This is a genomic window from Nonomuraea sp. SBT364 (assembly GCF_001083785.1).
Lineage (GTDB): Bacteria > Actinomycetota > Actinomycetes > Streptosporangiales > Streptosporangiaceae > Nonomuraea.
On record NZ_LAVL01000109.1, the window covers coordinates 1 to 16,382 of the forward strand.

At 72.2% G+C, this 16,382-nt stretch carries 16 protein-coding genes; 7 read left to right on the plus strand and 9 right to left on the minus strand.

The genetic code is table 11. The features are described from left to right. Positions 1–9: 9 nt before the first annotated feature. The 4 genes from ADY59_RS33345 to ADY59_RS33360 are packed head-to-tail and all read right to left on the minus strand — an operon-like array spanning position 10 to position 3,110. Positions 10–777, minus strand: a complete 768-nt coding sequence (locus ADY59_RS33345) for a GNAT family N-acetyltransferase (protein WP_049570761.1) — start codon at positions 775–777, stop codon at positions 10–12. A 4-nt stretch (positions 778–781) separates the two neighbouring features. After that, positions 782–1,564 carry an NAD(P)H oxidoreductase gene (locus tag ADY59_RS33350; RefSeq protein ID WP_063780866.1) on the minus strand — a complete coding sequence of 261 codons (783 nt, stop codon included), beginning with the start codon at positions 1,562–1,564 and terminating at the stop codon, positions 782–784. Continuing rightward, on the minus strand, positions 1,564–2,568 hold the full coding sequence (locus ADY59_RS33355) for an NADP-dependent oxidoreductase (protein ID WP_049570763.1): 1,005 nt from the start codon (positions 2,566–2,568) through the stop codon (positions 1,564–1,566). Before ADY59_RS33355 ends, ADY59_RS33350 begins: the two co-directional genes overlap by 1 nt. A gap of 5 nt (positions 2,569–2,573) precedes the next feature. Beyond that, the gene (locus tag ADY59_RS33360; RefSeq protein WP_049570766.1) at positions 2,574–3,110 is read right to left on the minus strand and encodes an NADPH-dependent FMN reductase; all 537 of its coding nucleotides are present in this window, start codon (positions 3,108–3,110) and stop codon (positions 2,574–2,576) included. Positions 3,111–3,188: 78 nt separating this feature from the next. Between ADY59_RS33360 and ADY59_RS53515 the strand changes: the two genes are divergently transcribed. Further along, the gene (locus tag ADY59_RS53515) at positions 3,189–6,287 is read left to right on the plus strand and encodes a BTAD domain-containing putative transcriptional regulator (protein ID WP_049570768.1); all 3,099 of its coding nucleotides are present in this window, start codon (positions 3,189–3,191) and stop codon (positions 6,285–6,287) included. A 144-nt stretch (positions 6,288–6,431) separates the two neighbouring features. Continuing rightward, complete coding sequence (locus ADY59_RS33370) at positions 6,432–7,451, plus strand: membrane protein (RefSeq protein ID WP_049570772.1); 1,020 nt, start codon at positions 6,432–6,434, stop codon at positions 7,449–7,451. Here ADY59_RS33370 and ADY59_RS33375 read toward each other — a convergent pair whose 3' ends face one another. Genes ADY59_RS33375 through ADY59_RS33395 form a run of 5 tightly spaced genes read right to left on the minus strand, consistent with a single transcriptional unit; the run spans position 7,452 to position 10,741 of the window. Next, on the minus strand, positions 7,452–8,315 hold the full coding sequence (locus tag ADY59_RS33375; protein WP_156325888.1) for a hypothetical protein: 864 nt from the start codon (positions 8,313–8,315) through the stop codon (positions 7,452–7,454). Between the two features lie 44 nt (positions 8,316–8,359). After that, entirely contained in the window at positions 8,360–9,301 is a 942-nt protein-coding gene (nuoH, locus tag ADY59_RS33380) for an NADH-quinone oxidoreductase subunit NuoH (RefSeq protein ID WP_049570778.1), read from the minus strand. Continuing rightward, positions 9,294–9,824 (minus strand): NADH-quinone oxidoreductase subunit C, encoded by a 531-nt coding sequence (locus ADY59_RS33385; protein ID WP_049570781.1) that lies wholly within the window; start codon positions 9,822–9,824, stop codon positions 9,294–9,296. Before ADY59_RS33385 ends, nuoH begins: the two co-directional genes overlap by 8 nt. Next, on the minus strand, positions 9,821–10,336 hold the full coding sequence (locus tag ADY59_RS33390) for an NADH-quinone oxidoreductase subunit B (protein ID WP_049570831.1): 516 nt from the start codon (positions 10,334–10,336) through the stop codon (positions 9,821–9,823). The genes ADY59_RS33385 and ADY59_RS33390 overlap by 4 nt, the downstream gene beginning before the upstream one ends. A 33-nt stretch (positions 10,337–10,369) precedes the next feature. Beyond that, on the minus strand, positions 10,370–10,741 hold the full coding sequence (locus ADY59_RS33395) for an NADH-quinone oxidoreductase subunit A (protein ID WP_049570784.1): 372 nt from the start codon (positions 10,739–10,741) through the stop codon (positions 10,370–10,372). 85 nt (positions 10,742–10,826) lie between these two features. Between ADY59_RS33395 and ADY59_RS33400 the strand changes: the two genes are divergently transcribed. The 5 genes from ADY59_RS33400 (at position 10,827) to ADY59_RS33415 (ending at position 16,373) form a co-directional block, all read left to right on the plus strand. Next, entirely contained in the window at positions 10,827–12,293 is a 1,467-nt protein-coding gene (locus tag ADY59_RS33400; protein ID WP_156325889.1) for a polysaccharide deacetylase family protein, read from the plus strand. Positions 12,294–12,326: 33 nt separating this feature from the next. Beyond that, positions 12,327–12,416, plus strand: a complete 90-nt coding sequence (locus ADY59_RS54130; protein ID WP_357584620.1) for a putative leader peptide — start codon at positions 12,327–12,329, stop codon at positions 12,414–12,416. Positions 12,417–12,539: 123 nt separating this feature from the next. After that, positions 12,540–14,384 (plus strand): 2-oxoacid:acceptor oxidoreductase subunit alpha, encoded by a 1,845-nt coding sequence (locus tag ADY59_RS33405; protein ID WP_049570790.1) that lies wholly within the window; start codon positions 12,540–12,542, stop codon positions 14,382–14,384. Continuing rightward, positions 14,377–15,423, plus strand: coding sequence for a 2-oxoacid:ferredoxin oxidoreductase subunit beta (locus ADY59_RS33410; RefSeq protein ID WP_049570793.1), 1,047 nt, complete (start codon positions 14,377–14,379; stop codon positions 15,421–15,423). Before ADY59_RS33405 ends, ADY59_RS33410 begins: the two co-directional genes overlap by 8 nt. Positions 15,424–15,443: 20 nt before the next feature. Beyond that, positions 15,444–16,373, plus strand: coding sequence for a hypothetical protein (locus ADY59_RS33415; protein WP_156325890.1), 930 nt, complete (start codon positions 15,444–15,446; stop codon positions 16,371–16,373). Positions 16,374–16,382: the final 9 nt, after the last annotated feature.

Consider the following 16,382-nt stretch of genomic DNA (forward strand, 5'->3'; position numbering starts at 1 on the left):
GGGTTGGGGTCAGGGGGTCCAGGTGTACGGGGTTGTGGTGGTGAGGGGGTGGAAGCCGAGGCGCTGCAGGATGGGCCGGCTGTCGTCGGAGGCGTCCACCTGCAGGTAGTCGTAGCCGCGATCGGCCGCGATGGCGGCGCGTTGGGCGACGAGGGACCGGTAGACCCCGCGGCCGCGCCAGCCCTCGACGGTGCCGCCGCCCCAGAGGCTGCCGAAGTGGGTGCCGGGGTGCAGTTCGAGGCGGGCGGCGCTGACCGGGGTGTCACCGGCCATGGCGAGGACGGCGAAGATCCGGTCGGGCTGCTCGGCGATCCGGGTGGTCAGACTCGCCATGAGACGGGTCGAATCGGTGCCGAACGCCTGGTCGTGCACGGCCGCCAGGAGGGCCGCGTCGGCGGGGCCGGTCACGGGGCGCAGGTGGATGCCGTCGGGGACGGCGGCAGGCGGCAGGTCCGAGATGCGGGCGACCATGAGGGTCTCCTCGGGCTCGGGTGTGAGGCCCGCCGCCAGGAGCCGGTCGGCCAGGTCGGCCGGGCGGTCGTGGGCGTAGAGCTTCCATTCGAACGCCCGGCCCAGCTCGGTGAAGTGCCGCAGCTGGGCCTCGATCGCGGCGTCCGCCGTGGAGGTGTCCAGGTCTGACCAGATGATGCCGTTCCAGGCGTCGCCGGTCAGCCGGATCACGTCGCCGATCCGCTCGACGCGGCTGCCGGGGCCGTCCCGTTGCGCGCCCCGCCTGAGCTCCCGGTCGAACAGCGCCAGCGTCTCGTCACGATCCATCCGCTCACTTCAGCAGCAGGCCGTCGAGGGGGGCAACCTGATTACCGGTGGACAGGGCGACATCGACCTCCGCGAGAACGCGCCGGACAAACACCCCGAAGCCGTACACATCCGCGCCACCGACGTCCGCGCCGTCAGCGTCCGCGCCACCAGCGTCCAGGAAGTCGGCGCCGGTGACGGCAGCGTCCAAGGCGTCCAAGGCGTCCGAGGCGTCCGAGGCGTCCATGGCGTCGGCCTCCGGGAGGTCAGCGGCCGGGGACGGGATGGTGTCGTAGATGAGGTGGACGGTCGCGTCCGGGATGCCGCAGAAGGCGGAGATGCCCTGCCCCAGGCTCTGGGTGAGGAGCTTGTCCCAGCCGGCCGAGGTGAAGTGGTCCTCGGGGTAGCCGGCGAGCCCGATCCAGGTCATCCGCTTGCCGGTCAGGCGGTGGGGCCGGGTGCCGTAGGCGAAGCCGTGGTTCCAGACGCGATCGATCCAGCCTTTGAGCATCGCGGGCAGGCCGAACCACCAGACGGGAAAGACGACGACGATGACGTCGGCCGCCTGGACGCGGCGCATGTGCGTCTCGGCGTCGGCCGAGTAGGGCTTGCCGGGGTCGTTCCAGTCGGGCTCGTCCTCGGCGGGCATGCGCGGGTCGAAGCCTTCCGCGTACAGGTCGAGCACGTCGACCTCGTACCCGTCCCGTCGCAGGCGGGCCCGCGCGCGGGCGGCGGCGCGCGCGGTGAGGGAGGTGCGGCGGGGATGGGACACCACGAGCAGGGCACGCGGCGCGGCGGAGTCGGCCATCAGAGCTTCACCAGCATCTTGCCGGTGTTGGCGCCGCGCATCATCGCCAGGAACGCCGCCGGGGCCTCGGCGAGCCCTTCGACGACGGTCTGCTCGGTGTGGAGGGAGCCGTCGGCGAGCCAGCCGGCGGCCTTGCCGATCCACTCGGGGAAGCGGTCCAGGTAGAAGTTGATGAGGATGCCGCGCAACGTGGCGTTCTTGGCGGCCAGGCGGAACAGGTTGGACGGGCCGGGGACGGCCTCGGTGGCGTTGTAGGCGCTGATGGCGCCGACCATGGCGATGCGCCCGCCCGTGCGAAGCGCGCCGATGGCCGCCTCCAGGTGGTCGCCGCCCACGTTGTCGACGTACACGTCGACGCCGTCGGGCGCGGCCTCGGCGAGCTGGGCGGCCACGGAGCCGGCCCGGTAGTCGATCGCGGTGTCGTAGCCGAAGGACGAGACCAGCTTGGCCGTCTTCTCCGGCCCGCCGGCCGAGCCGATCACGCGGGAGGCGCCGAGCCGGCGGGCGAGCTGTCCGGCGACGCTGCCGACGGCGCCCGCCGCGGCGGAGACGAACACCACGTCGCCCTCCCGGACGGGGGCGGTCTCGGTGAGCGCGACGTAGGCGGTCAGCCCGGTCGTGCCGAGTGCGCCCAGGTACGCCTGCGCCGGGGCGAGGCTGGTGTCGGCGACGGTCGCGGCGGCGGCGTCCAGGATCGCGTACTCGCGCCAGCCGAGGAAGTGCACGACGGTCGCGCCGACCGGGACGGCGCCGGAGCGGGAGGCGACGACCTCGCCGACCGCCGCCCCGTCCATGGGCGCGCCGAGCTCGAACTGCGGCATGTACGACTCCACGTCGTCCATCCGGCCGCGCATGTACGGGTCCACGGACATCCAGGTGTTGCGCACCAGGATCTGGCCCTCGGCCAGGGCGGGCACCTCGGCGCTGACCAGTTCGAAGTCGGTGGGGACGGGCTCGCCGACGGGACGGGCGGCCAGGCGGATCTCACGGTTCACGAGAGTCATGGGTGTTACCTCCAGATAGGTGTGGTTTCGCGGGCGGCGCGCAGGGCGCGGGCCCACCAGATGAGCCGGTCGAGCAGACCTTCGGCGGCCTCGACGGGCGGCGGACGGCGCCGGCGGAAGGCGGGCGCCCCGCTGACCGTGACCGCGTCGAGCGCGGCGAAGACCGGGCGGAGTTGCTCCACGGCCAGCGCCCCGCCGCCGTCGGCCCCGTACGAGACGAAGGCGACGGGCTTGGCCCGCCATTCGTCGCGGTACCAGTCGACGGCGTTCTTGAGCGAGGCCGGGAAGCTGTGGTTGTGCTCCGGGGTGACGATCACGAACGCGTCCGCCGCAGCGAGCCACGGTGCCAGGTCCCGTACGGCGGGCGGCGCCACGCACGGCCGCTCGCACGGGATGGGGGGCAGCCACGCCTCGTCGAGGTCGAGGACGTCCACGTCGAGGTGCTCGCGCAGCTCCGCCCGGCCGGTCAGCCAGGCGGCCGCGGCGGGGCCGAAGCGGTCACGCCCGACGCCGCCGATGACGATCGCCATCCGGATGTTCATGGCTCAACTGTGCGAGGTGGCGCGCACGGTTCGCTGCGGGTTCGCTGGGGGTGCTTTGACCTGTAATAACGTGGCCTGATGGAGTTCGGGGTACTTGGTCCGCTGGCGGTGTGGACGGCGGACGGGCGGACGGTCCGGGTGCCGGAGCTCAAGGTCCGCGCGCTCCTCGCCGACCTGCTGATCCACGAGGGGCGGCCGGTGCCGGCGGACCGGCTGGCCGACGACCTGTGGGGCGACAACCCGCCGGGCAATCCGGGCAACACGCTGCAGACCAAGGTCTCGCAGCTACGACGGGCCCTGGAGCAGGCCGAGAGCGGCGGCCGCGAGCTGGTCGCCTACCAGCCGGCCGGGTACGCGCTCGGCACCCGGTCGGTGGACGCGCTGCGGTTCGGCGAGCTGGTCGGCCGGGCGAGGACGGCCGGCGACGCGCGGACCAGGGCGGACCTGCTGTCGGACGCGCTGGCGTTGTGGCGGGGACCGGCCTACGCCGACTTCCGGGACGAGGAGTTCGCCCGCGTCGCGGCCGGGCGGCTGGACGAGCAGCGGCTGACGGCCGTGGAGGAGCAGGCGGAGGCGCGGCTGGAGCTCGGGGAGCACAGCCTGCTGGCCGACGAACTGGCCGGGCCGGTGGCCGAGCATCCGCTGCGCGAGCGGCTGCGCGCGGCGCACCTGCGGGCGCTGTACCGGGCCGGGCGCCAGAGCGAGGCGCTGGCGGGCTACGCCGAGCTGCGCCGCCTGCTGGACGAGGAACTGGGGCTCGATCCGAGCGCGGAGCTGGCGGCGCTCCACCAGGCGATCCTGGTGCAGGACCCGGCGCTGGCGGCCGCCCCCGCGCCCACGACCTCGGCGGCGCGCCCCCGGTCGAACCTCCCCGTTCCGCTCACGGAGCTGGTGGGGCGGGAGGACGAGGTGGCCACGGCCGCCGGGCTGCTCGGCTCGGCCCGGCTGGTCACCCTGACCGGGCCGGGCGGCGTCGGCAAGACCCGCCTCGCGCTGGCGACCGCCGCGACCCTGACCGGCGCGTTCCCCGACGGGGTGTGGCTGGTCGAGCTCGCCGGGGTCTCGGGCGGGACGGAGGCGGTGGCCGAGGTGGTCGCCGCCCGGCTGGGCGTACGGGACGAGACCGCGAGCGGTTCGCGGCCGGGGGTGCGGCCCGAGGCTCTGGCGCGGCGGCTCGCCGGGGCGCTGCGCGGGCTGCGCCTGCTGCTGGTGCTGGACAACTGCGAGCACCTGGTGGAACCGGTCGCCGAGCTGGCCGGGCTGCTGCTCGGCGCGGCGCCGGAGCTGCGGGTGCTGGCCACGAGCCAGGAGCCGCTGGCCATCCCCGGCGAGGTGGTGCGGGCGGTGGCGCCGCTGAGCCTGCCCACGGGAGACAGGCTGCGCGAGTCGAACGCCGTCCGCCTCTTCGTGGCCAGGGCCGCCGCGGCGGCGCCCGGGTTCGCGCTCGACGCGGCGAACGAGGAGTGGGTGGCGGCGATCTGCAGGCGGCTCGACGGGCTGCCGCTGGCGCTGGAGCTGGCCGCCACCCGGGTGCGGGCGCTCGGCGTGCGCGGGCTGGCCGAGCGGCTCGACGACCGGTTCCGGGTGCTGGCCGCCGCCGGGCGCGGGCTGCCCGCCCGTCAGCGGACGCTCCGCGCGATGATCGACTGGAGCTGGGAGCAGCTCGGCGAGCGGCAGCGGCTCGCCCTGTGCCGGCTGGCCGCGCACCCCGGCGGCTGCCTGCTGGAGGCGGCCGAGGTCGTGTGCGCGGGACCGGGGCTGGACGCCGGGGACGTCCCGGACGTGCTGGCGCAGCTCGTCAACCGGTCGATGGTGGTGGCCGAGGAGCAGCCGTCGGGTGAGACGCGCTACAGGCTGCTGGAGTCCGTCACCGCCTACTGCCTGGAACGGCTGGGCGCCGACGATCCCGCCTGGGAGCGGCGCGACGGCTACTACGTGGAGCTGGCCGAGCGGGCCGAGCCGCAGCTGTACGGGCACGGGCAGCGCAGGTGGCTGCGGCGGCTGGACGACGAGGTAGTCAACCTGCGGGCCGTGCTCGACGCCTTGACCGGGCGCGGGGCGGCGGATCTCGCCACGCGGCTGGTCCGCGCCCTGGCCTGGTACTGGTACGTGCGCGGACGGCACACCGAGGGGCATCGCGCGCTCTCCCGGGTGGCGAGTGATCGGACCGTGGCGTGGGAGGCCGGGTTCGCCCTGCTGATCGGCGACGGCACCGGACTGCTGGCGCACAGCCGTACCGCGCTGGAGCGTACCCGCGACCCCAGAGGGCGGTGGTTCATCGCGCTCGCGCACCTCGGCTTCGGCGACGTGGCGACGGCCGGGCCGCTGGTCGGCGAGGTGCTGGCCGAGTTCCGGGCCCTCGACGACCGGTGGGGCGAGGCGGCGGCGCTGGCGTCGCACGCCAAGCAGGCCGTGTTCCAGGGGGACCTCGCCGCCGTCGAGCGCAGCGGGAGCCGGAGCCTGGAGCTGTTCACCGAGCTGGGCGACGGCTGGGGACGGCTGCAGGCGTCCGACATGCTGGGTTACCTGGCGGAGATCACCGGTGACTACGAGCGGGCCGGCCGCCTGCACCGCGAGGGGCTGCGGGTGGCGGAGGACCTGCGGCTGTGGACGGACGTGTCGTACCGCCTGTCCAGCCTGGGCCGGGTCGCGCTGCTGACCGGTGACCTCGCCCGGTCCCGCGAGTTCCACGAGCGGGGGCTGCGGCTGGCGGGCGAGCAGTCGAACAGGTTCGCCGAGGAGTTCGCCCGGGTGGGGCTGGGGCTCGTGGCCAGGCGGGCCGGTGACCTGGACGGCGCGCAGCGGCTGTTCGGCGAGTCGCTGGCCTGGAACCTGCGGCTGGAGGCGGACTACGGGGTGCCGTTCTACGGGCTCACGCTGCTGATGGCGGAACTGGGGTTCGTCGCCGAGTTGCGGGGTGACGCGGAGGCGGCCGGGGAGTATCACCGCCGGGGGCTCGCCGCGGCCCGTGAGGGCGGTGACCCCCGGGCCATCGCGCTGGCGTGGGAGGGGCTGGCCGGCGTCGCGGCGCTGGAGGGCGCGTACGAGGAGGCGGCGCGCCTGCTGGCGGAGGCGGCGGCGTCGAGGGAGTCGGTCGGCGCGCCCCTGCCGGCGGCCGAGCGCGGCGACGTCGACAGGATCACCGCCCGCCTCCGCGCCGCCGGCGTCCCCACCTGACGTCGTCGTCCCGGGAGACCTGACGCCGTCCCCCGAAAACCCGACGGCGACGCCGCAAGACCTGACGGTGGCGCCGGGAGATTGACGGATCCTTGACGGCGCGGGCGCGTCCGGGCCGGTCGGCCGAGGGTATGCGACCAGGTGATGTCCACGAAAATGCCCCGCGACCCGCGAGGGATGCGGGAGCTGTGGTCGGCGTTCCGGAACGGGCCGTTCCTGCCCGCGACCGTGCTGGTCTTCATCCTGGCCGCCGCCGCGGGACTGTTCGCGGGCTCCTACACGTACGCGATGGCCAGACCGGCGCCGCACCGGATCCCGATCGCGGTCGTCACCTCGGGTGACGCGGTGCAGCGGGCGGCGTTCCTGACCGGCCTCGACGGGGCGCTGGACGCGGCGCTCGTCCCGCGGTACTTCCCGGTGTACGGGCGGGCGGAGCGGGCCGTGGAGGAGCAGCAGGTGTTCGCCATCGTCGAGGCGCGGGACCACCGGGTGCGGATGGACGTGGCCGGTGCGGCGGGCGCGTCGGTGGCGCAGTTGCTGGCGGAGGCGGCGTCCGCGGTCGGGGCGCGGATCGGGGTGCCGGTGACGGTGCGGGACATCAAGCCGCTGCAGCGCGGCGATCCCCGGGGGCTGGCGCTGTTCTACATCTCGCTGGCGGCGGTGATCATCGGGTTCGTGGGGGCGATCCAGCTCAGCGTGCACGCGCGGGCGCTCAAGCCGCTGGAGCGGATCGCCTTCACCGCCGTCTACGCGCTGGCGGGCGGGTTCGCCATCGCCGCGGTCGTGGACTGGCTGCTCGGCGCGCTGTCGCTGCCGTTCGTGGAGTCGTGGCTGATCCTGGCGTTGACGATGTTCACGTCCGGGATGGTGTTCACCATGTTTAACACGCTCATGGGCCGGTGGGCGATGATACCCACGTGGGGCGTGATGGTGCTGATCGGCAACCCGTCGTCGGGCGGCGCGGTGTCGTGGCCGCTGCTGCCGTCGCCGTTCGGCGCGATCGGGCGCTGGCTGCCGCCGGGCGCGTCGGTCAACGCCCAGCACACGGCCGTCTACTTCGGCGGATACCAGCACGTGCTGCCGTTCCTGGTGCTGGCCGGGTGGGCGGCGGTGTCGTGCGCGGTGTTCTGGACCTGGCGGCACCGGCACCCGGGCGGACGGTGATCAGGGCAGCGCCTGGGGGCAGGCCCTGACCAGGCGCAGGTACTCCTGCCTGCTGATCCGGTGCACGGCCAGCCGCAGGCCGTGGCGTTCGGCGAAGCGGTGCAGGTCGTCGGGCGACCACGGGCCCGGGACGTGGCGCAACGGCCGGTCGTGGGTGTCCAGGACGAACAGCCCGCGCAGGTCCTCGTACCGGTAGAGCAGCAGGCTCCCCGTGCGCTCCAGCGACACGTCGGGGATGTCGTGTTCGAGGCGGAGCCACCCGCCGCGGACGGAGAGCGGGCCGGCGATCTTCCCTGTGCGTGACCTGCGCCTGCGTAAGGCCGTCCGGATCGGGCGCAGGGCGAGCAGCGCCGGGCTGAGGGCCAGCGCCAGCCATTTCACCTCGACGAGGTCCACCACCACCCTGAAGATCACGGACGCCACCCGCCAGGCGGCGTAGGCGCCGATCGAGATGAGGTACGCGGTCGCCGCCAGCGTGATCAGCGCGCCGCCGTAGACCAGCGGCATGCGCCACCTGACGAGGGCGGGCCGGGGGACGCCACGCAGGCGGCGCCAGCCCGGGGCGCGGCCGGCCAGCATCGTGCGCGTCCTGGCCACCGGGTCGCGGCGGCCGTCGAGGATCGGGATGCCGAGCGCGGCCAGGTGCCGGAGATTCCAGGCGCCCGGCAGGTCGACCAGGACGAGCCCGTCGATGTCGAGCACGGCCAGACCGGTGGCCATGTCGCACTCGTAGTGATAGATGGAGGCCGGCCTGGTCATCCGTACGGACTCGCCGATGACGGTGTCCGTGGCGGTCAGAGTCTCGCCGTCCCAGGTCAGCTCCGTGAGCGGGCGCTGCCCGCTCCCGTACAGAGTCAACCGCAAGCCGATCACCCCCTCAGTACGACGAACGGGGTGACCCGCGAGTTTCAGGTCAGAACCTTGACCACTCCGGTCAGGGCGAGCTGGAGCAGGGCCAGCGGCACCAGCCCGGCCCAGGCGAGCTTCTGCAACTGGTCCTCACGCAGCCTCGGGAACGTCACCCGCAGCCAGATCACCACGAACGCCAGCAGGAACATCTTGACGAGCGTCCACAGCCAGCCGGGCAGCAGCGGCCCGTGCCAGCCGCCGAGGAACAGCACGGCCGTCAGGAACGACAGCACCACGATCCCGGCGTATTCGGCCAGCATGAACAGCGCGAACCGCATGCCGGTGTATTCGGTCATCGGGCCCATGATGATCTCGGACTCGGCGATCGGCATGTCGAACGGCGGCCGGCGCAGCTCGGCCAGCCCCGCCAGGAAGAACACCACGCCGCCGACCGCCTGCCACGGCAGCCACCACCACTGCCACGCCTCGACGATCCCCGGCAGGGACAGCGTGCCCGCCGCCATCGCCACCGACGAGGCGGCCAGCACCAGCGGCAGTTCGTACGCGACGAGCTGGGCGGCCGCCCGCATGCCGCCGAGCACCGAGTACTTGTTGGCCGACGCCCATCCCGCCATGATCGCGCCGAGCACGCCGACGCCCATCACCGCGAGCACGAAGAACAGCCCCAGGTCCAGGTCGACGCCCACGAACCCGTCGTCGAACGGGATGGCGACGATCACCAGCAGATAGGGCACCAGCGCCACCCCGGGCGCGATCATGAACACCCGCCGGTCGGCGGCGGCCGGGATGACGTCCTCCTTCTGCATGAACTTGACCCCGTCGGCGATGAGCTGCGCCCACCCGTGGAAGCCGCCGGCGTACATGGGGCCCAGGCGCGACTGCATGTGCGCCATGACCTTGTGCTCGGTCTGCCCGACGATCAGCGGCAGCGCGAGGAAGGCGATCAGGATGACGGCGAAGTGCAGCACCACGTCAAGCATCGGGCGTCGCCCCCCAGTCGGCCGGCACGCCCGGCGGCAGCGTCTTGCGGCGGCTCGGCGACCCGTGGCCGGACTCGCCGGGCTCCTTCGCCCCGGGCCACTGCTTGGCCACCCGGGCCGCCAGGATGAAGTCCTTGCGCAGCGGATGCCCCTCGAACCCGTCGGGGAGCAGCAGCGGCACCAGGTTCGGATGACCCTCGAAGATCACCCCGAACATCTCGTACGTCTCCCGCTCGTGCCAGTTGGCGCCCCGGTAGACCTCGACGGCCGACGGCAGGCGCGGATCGGCGCGCGGCACCCGGGTGCGCAGCAGCAGCCGCTCATGGGAGTCGGGGTTGTAGACGTGCGCCACGACGTGGAACTCGTCGGGCGGCTCGTCGACGCCGGTCAGCCAGTCGAAGAAGGCGAACCCCAGCTCGTCGCGGACCCGGGTGAGCAGGTCGATCCAGTCGCCCGGCGCGACGTCGACGACGGTGTCGCCGAAGGAGTCGGTGACCTGGGCGCGCTCGCCGAACCGGGTCACGTGACCTCCCGCAGGTAGCGGTCGCCGAGCCGCTCCCCGGCGATCTTCTCCTGGAGCTTCATGATGCCGTGGAGCAGCGCCTCGGGCCGGGGCGGGCAGCCGGGCACGTAGACGTCGACGGGGACGATCTGGTCGACGCCGTTGGTCACGCAGTAGGAGTCCCAGTAGGGGCCGCCGGTGTTGGAGCAGGCGCCGAACGAGATCACGTACTTCGGGTCGGGCATCTGCTCGTAGAGCCGTTTCACGGCCGGGGCCATCTTGTCGGTCACGGTGCCGGAGACGATCATCAGATCGGCCTGGCGCGGCCCGTTGGCGAACGGGATCACCCCGAACCTGATGAAGTCGTGCCTGCTCATCGAGGTCGCGATGAACTCGATGGCGCAGCACGCCAGCCCGAAGTTGAACACCCACAGCGAATAGCGCCGCCCCCAGTTGAGCACGAACCGCATGGGTTTGGGCGCCAACCGGGAGATCGGCCCCACCGTGGGCATCGGAAGATCCGTCGCTGCCATGCCTGCCATTGTTGCGCGGATCGGGGGCGAGATCTATGTCCAGGTCAGGACGCGCTTGCGCCAGGCGTAGAGGATGCCCAGGGCGATGAAGCCGAGGAAGACGAACATCTCGACCAGCGTCGTGAGGCCGTAGCCGGGGGCGTCGAAGACCGTGGCCCAGGGGAAGAGGAAGACCGCGTCCACGGCGAACACGACGTAGAGGTAGGTGAAGACGTAGTAGCGGACCTGCGACTGCGCCCAGCCGTCGCCGACCGGGTCGACGCCGCACTCGTAGGAGGTGAGCTTCTCGGCGGTGGGGCGGGACGGGCGGAGCAGGCGGTTGATCAGGAGCGCCCCGGCCACGATCGCGACCCCGATCGCGAGCAGCGCCGCGACCAGCAGGTAGGACCCGTAGTAGCCGTCCATCCCGCGATGGTAACCCAGTCAAAGCCTAACGCCCCATACCCTCAAATTAGGGCAAACAGGATGATCCGCCGCATAGTGTGCATTCATGCCCTCAATGCGATTGCTCGGCGGGATCGCGCTGCTGGCCGTCTCCGCCACCGGGTGCGGGATGGCCGCGGCCGCTCCCGAGCAGGACGTCACGGTCCCGGCGGAGCCCACCAGGATCGACTTCGTCGACCCCGCGACCGTGACCGGGCTGGCCCCGCGGACGCTGACGGAAGGCGAGGCCGCCGGCCGGCACGTGCACATCAGCTACCCCGAGCTCCCGGGCGCGACGCGGCTCAACGCGCTGCTGCGCGAGGACGCCCAGCGGCAGCTGCGAGACTTCCGCGACACCACCACCCCCGTCGGGCACCTGCCCCGGCCGGAGCTGAACGTGGACTGGCAGCTCGCCGCCGCCGGCGACGTGGTGGGCGTACGGCTGCGCACCGGCGAGTACCGGGGCGCCGACTGGGGGAACGCGACCCGCACGTTCTGGTACGACCGGCGCACCGGCCAGGCCTCCGGCTCGGCCGGGCTGCTGTCCGGGCACGAGGCGCTGCGTGAGGTCTCCCGGCTGGTCAGGAACGGCCTGAAACACCGCGGCCCCGAGGTGGACCGCCAGCAGGTCTCGGCCGAACGCGGGCAGCTCGACTCGATGGCCTTCAACGGCGAGGGCGACCTGGTGGTGGAGTTCGACGACTGCCAGATCGGGCCGTGCTCGCTCGGCCGCCTCGCCGTCGCCGTCCCCGCCGGGAAGGTCACGCCGCTGCTGTCGGAGACGGGCCTGCGGGCCCAGGAGTCCGTACGGGAGTCCGCGCAGCGGGTGGCGCGGGCCGGTTGGGCGCCGGGACGGGCCGTGCCCGCCGCCGCCAGCACCCGCGCCGGCACCGTGGACTGCACGACGACCAAGTGCGTGGCGCTGACCTTCGACGACGGGCCCGGCCCGTACACCGCCGAACTGCTCGACGTGCTGCGCGAGGCGGACGCCAGGGCGACGTTCTTCCCCGTCGGCAGCGGCGTCGCCGCCCAGCCCGAGCTGCTGCGGCGGATGCGGGACGAGGGGCACCTGGTCGGCAACCACACGTGGGACCACCGGGACCTGTCGAGGCTGCCGACCAGCAAGATCTCCGACCAGCTCGGCCGCGCGGGTGACGCCGTCGCCGCGGCCATCGGCCAGCGTCCGACACTGGTGCGGGCGCCGTACGGGGAAGTGAGCCTGGACGTCAGGAACGTGGCGCGCGAGCGCGAGCTGTCGCTGGTCGGCTGGGACGTCGACAGCCGCGACCGGCGCGGCGGCGACGCCGGGGAGATCGCCAGGTGGACGGCGGGTCAAGCGCATCCGGGGGCCATCATGCTCATGCACGATCTCGACCGCACGACCGTCGACGCCGTTCCGGGCATCCTGAAAGAACTTCAGGGGAAGGGATACGCGTTCGTCACCGTTCCAGAGTTGTACGGAACGGCCGGCATGCAAGCAGGACACGTCTACACGTCGGGAATCGGGCCTTCACGCAAGCAACCCCTGACGTAACAGAACCGACGGGGGGACGTATAGTTGGCGCTCGTGACCCGAACCGTCCTCTTCGAACGTCTGCATGTAGACCTCTGCAGGCTCGCATCAGGGCTGTGTCGTCGTTCTCCCACCTCACCCTGAATTCCCGACCGCGTTTACCCGCTTTTCGCGGCTGGCAAACGCGTGACCTCCCGAGGATCTAGCATGGAAACAGAGAACGCGCCAGAAGCGACCGCGCCCCGGCGCGTCGAGGAGGACTGAGCTGTGACGAAGCAGGTCCAGCAACTCGATCGCGTGATCATCAGGTTCGCCGGAGACTCCGGTGACGGCATGCAGCTCACCGGTGACCGGTTCACGGCCGGCACCGCCGAGTTCGGCAACGACCTGTCGACACTGCCCAACTTCCCGGCCGAGATCCGCGCCCCCGCGGGCACCCTGCCGGGTGTGTCGAGCTTCCAGCTCCACTTCGCCGACCACGACATCCTCACGCCGGGCGACGCGCCCAACGTGCTGGTCGCGATGAACCCGGCAGCGCTGAAGGCCAACCTCGGCGACCTGCCGAGGGGCGCCGACATCATCGCCAACACCGACGAGTTCACCAAGCGCAACCTGCAGAAGGTCGGCTACGCGGCCAGCCCGCTGGACGACGACTCGCTGAGCGAGTGGCGGGTGCACGCGGTGCCGCTGACGTCGCTGACGGTCAAGGCGCTCGAAGGCTTCGACCTGTCCAAGAAGGACGCCGAGCGCTCCAAGAACATGTTCGCCCTCGGCCTGCTGTCGTGGCTCTACCACCGGCCGACCGAGCAGACGATCAAGTTCCTGGAGCAGAAGTTCGCCAGGAAGCCCGAGCTGGCCAAGGCCAACATCGCGGCCTTCCAGGCGGGCTGGAACTACGGCGAGACCACCGAGTCGTTCTCGGTCTCCTACGAGGTCAAGCCGGCCAGGCTGGCGCCGGGCGTCTATCGCAACATCTCCGGCAACCAGGCCCTGGCCTACGGGCTGATCGCCGCCTCGGTGCAGTCGAAGCTGCCGCTGTTCCTGGGCTCCTACCCGATCACCCCGGCCAGCGACATCCTGCACGAGCTGTCCAAGCACAAGCGGTTCGGCATCCGCACCTTCCAGGCGGAGGACGAGATCGCGGGCGTCGGCGCGGCGCTGGGCGCGGCGTTCGGCGGCGCGCTGGGCGTCACCACGACCTCCGGGCCGGGCGTGGCGCTGAAGGCCGAGACGGTCGGCCTCGCGGTCACCACCGAGCTGCCGTTGATCATCGTGGACGTGCAGCGGGCCGGGCCGAGCACCGGCATGCCGACCAAGACCGAGCAGACCGACCTGCTCATGGCCATGTTCGGGCGCAACGGCGAGTCGCCGGTGCCGATCGTGGCGCCGATGTCGCCGAGCGACTGCTTCGACGCGGCCGTCGAGGCGGCGCGGATCGCGGTCAAGTACCGCACCCCGGTGATGCTGCTGTCGGACGGCTACCTGGCCAACGGCTCCGAGCCGTGGCGGCTGCCCGAGATCTCCGACCTGCCCGACATCTCGCAGGAATTCACCACTGAGCCGAACGGCGAGGACGGCGCCTTCCTGCCGTTCAAGCGCGACCCGGAGACCCTCGCCCGCCCCTGGGCGATCCCCGGCACCGCGGGCCTGGAGCACCGGATCGGCGGCATCGAGAAGGCCGACGGCACCGGCAACATCTCCTACGACCCGAACAACCACGACCTGATGGTCCGCACCCGGGCCGCCAAGATCGACGGCATCGACGTGCCGGAGCTCGCGGTCGACGACCCCGACGGCGACGCCAGGGTGCTCGTCCTCGGCTGGGGCTCGACCTACGGCCCCATCGCGGCCGCCGTGCGGCGCATCAGGAAGAGCGGCGGCAAGGTCGCCCAGGCGCACCTGCGCCACCTCAACCCGCTGCCCGCCAACACCGGCGAGGTGCTCAAGAGCTACGACAGGGTGCTGCTGCCCGAGATCAACCTCGGCCAGCTCGCGCTGCTGCTCCGGGCCCGCTACCTCGTCGACGTCATCAGCTACAACCGCGTGCGCGGGCTCCCGTTCAAGGCGGAGGAGCTGGCCGGAGTCATCCAGGACGTGATCGACAGTGACTGAGCTGATCAACGGGAAGGGCCTGTCGCTCATCCCCAAGACCGACGCCAAGCAGGGCCTGAAGGACTTCAAGTCCGATCAGGAGGTGCGCTGGTGCCCGGGCTGCGGCGACTACGCGATCCTGGCCGCGGTGCAGAGCTTCCTGCCCGAGCTGGGCCTGCGGCGCGAGAACATCGTGTTCGTCTCCGGCATCGGCTGCTCCTCGCGGTTCCCGTACTACCTCGACACCTACGGCTTCCACTCGATCCACGGCCGCGCGCCGGCGATCGCGACCGGGCTGGCGGCCAGCCGGCCCGACCTGAGCGTGTGGGTGATCACGGGTGACGGCGACGCACTGTCGATCGGCGGCAACCACCTGATCCACGCCCTGCGGCGCAACGTCAACCTCAACATCCTGCTGTTCAACAACAGGATCTACGGTCTGACCAAGGGCCAGTACTCCCCCACGTCCGAGGTCGGCAAGATCACCAAGTCGACGCCGATGGGTTCGCTGGACAAGCCGTTCAACCCGATCTCGCTGGCGCTCGGCGCGGAGGCGAGCTTCGTGGCGCGCACCCTCGACTCCGACCGCAAGCACCTGCAGTCGGTGCTGCGCGAGGCCACCGCGCACCGGGGCGCCTCACTGGTGGAGATCTACCAGAACTGCAACATCTTCAACGACAACGCCTTCGAGCAGCTCAAGGACCCGGAGGTCCGCGACGACATCACGCTGCGGCTGGAGCACGGGCAGCCGATCGTGTCGGCGACCAAGGCGGTCGTCAGGGGCGCGAACGGCGGCATCGAGGTGGTCGCCCGCGACGGCGTGGCCGAGGACCAGATCCTGGTCCACGACGCGCACCACCCCGACCCGTCGCTGGCGTTCGCGCTGTCCCGGCTGGACGAGCCGGCCTTCGAGCACGTGCCGGTGGGCATCTTCCGCCAGGTCGACCGCCCCGCCTACGACGTGCTGATGGCCGAGCAGCTCGACGAGGCCGTGGCCCAGAAGGGTCCGGGCGACCTGAGTGAGCTGCTCCTGGGCGGCGACACCTGGCGCATCGGCTGATTTTTGGCGACTATGCCGGGGTGGCGAAGACGTGGACGTATGTCGTAGCCGTGATCGCCGCCCTGGCCCTCGCCGTGACGATCGCGCAGGGGCTCGGCGAGCCCGAGGGTGAGGCGGTCTCCCGGGAGACCGCGATCGCCTCGCGCGAGAGCACCGCGAGCACCGTCCCGGCGGGCTTTCCCGACGCCGCCTCCACGGGCGTACGGCCCGGCACCGAGCTCACGGTCGTCACCGGCGACCAGGTCTTCGCCAAGGACGGCGAGGTCGTCACGGGCCGGGAGTTCCGCGGCTTCGTCGAGGTGACGGCGCGGGGCGTGACCTTCCGCGACTGCGTCTTCCTCGGCGGCGTCGCCGACCGCACCCGCCCGCTGCTCGACACCGAGCAGGCCGCCGACACGGTGATCGAGGACTCGGAGTTCCGCGCGGCGCATCCGTCACCGTCGATCGACGGCATCTGGGCGGCCCGCACGAAGATCTACCGTTCGGAGTTCTCCGGCACCGTCGACGGCGTCAAGGCCCACACCGGCACCCTGGTCCAGGACTCCTACATCCACGACCTGAGCTGGTTCGGCAGCGATCCCGACCAGGGCGGCGGCCCGACGCACAACGACGGCGTGCAGGCGTTCGCCGAGCAGACCGGCGTGACGCTGCTGCACAACACCATCGACGTGTCGACCACCACCGACCCCAACGCGGCCGTCCAGACGTCGGCCGACGACCTGCGCGTCGAGGACAACTACCTCGACGGCGGCGCGTGCGTCGTCAACATCGACCACACCCCGCTCGGCCGCCCGCTGAAGGGGCAGCGCGTCACCGGCAACCGGTTCGGCCGCGGCTCCGCGCACGACTGCCCGATCCTGCTGAGCACCCGGTCGGACCTGGTCAGCGACTCGGGCAACGTCTGGCACGACACCGGCGCGCCGATCCCGGAGCCCGAACGACACGACTAGCGGGAGAGC

What these genes read in the sequence shown, in the direction of transcription:
- ADY59_RS33355 (WP_049570763.1), bottom strand. Translation starts at nt 2,568, where the DNA reads ATGACTCTCGTGAACCGTGAGATCCGCCTGGCCGCCCGTCCCGTCGGC.
- ADY59_RS33360 (WP_049570766.1), bottom strand. Translation starts at nt 3,110, where the DNA reads ATGAACATCCGGATGGCGATCGTCATCGGCGGCGTCGGGCGTGACCGC.
- ADY59_RS33350 (WP_063780866.1), bottom strand. Translation starts at nt 1,564, where the DNA reads ATGGCCGACTCCGCCGCGCCGCGTGCCCTGCTCGTGGTGTCCCATCCC.
- ADY59_RS33390 (WP_049570831.1), bottom strand. Translation starts at nt 10,336, where the DNA reads ATGGCAGCGACGGATCTTCCGATGCCCACGGTGGGGCCGATCTCCCGG.
- ADY59_RS33345 (WP_049570761.1), bottom strand. Translation starts at nt 777, where the DNA reads ATGGATCGTGACGAGACGCTGGCGCTGTTCGACCGGGAGCTCAGGCGG.
- ADY59_RS53515 (WP_049570768.1), top strand. Translation starts at nt 3,189, where the DNA reads ATGGAGTTCGGGGTACTTGGTCCGCTGGCGGTGTGGACGGCGGACGGG.
- ADY59_RS33370 (WP_049570772.1), top strand. Translation starts at nt 6,432, where the DNA reads ATGTCCACGAAAATGCCCCGCGACCCGCGAGGGATGCGGGAGCTGTGG.
- ADY59_RS33395 (WP_049570784.1), bottom strand. Translation starts at nt 10,741, where the DNA reads ATGGACGGCTACTACGGGTCCTACCTGCTGGTCGCGGCGCTGCTCGCG.
- ADY59_RS33400 (WP_156325889.1), top strand. Translation starts at nt 10,827, where the DNA reads ATGCCCTCAATGCGATTGCTCGGCGGGATCGCGCTGCTGGCCGTCTCC.
- nuoH (WP_049570778.1), bottom strand. Translation starts at nt 9,301, where the DNA reads ATGCTTGACGTGGTGCTGCACTTCGCCGTCATCCTGATCGCCTTCCTC.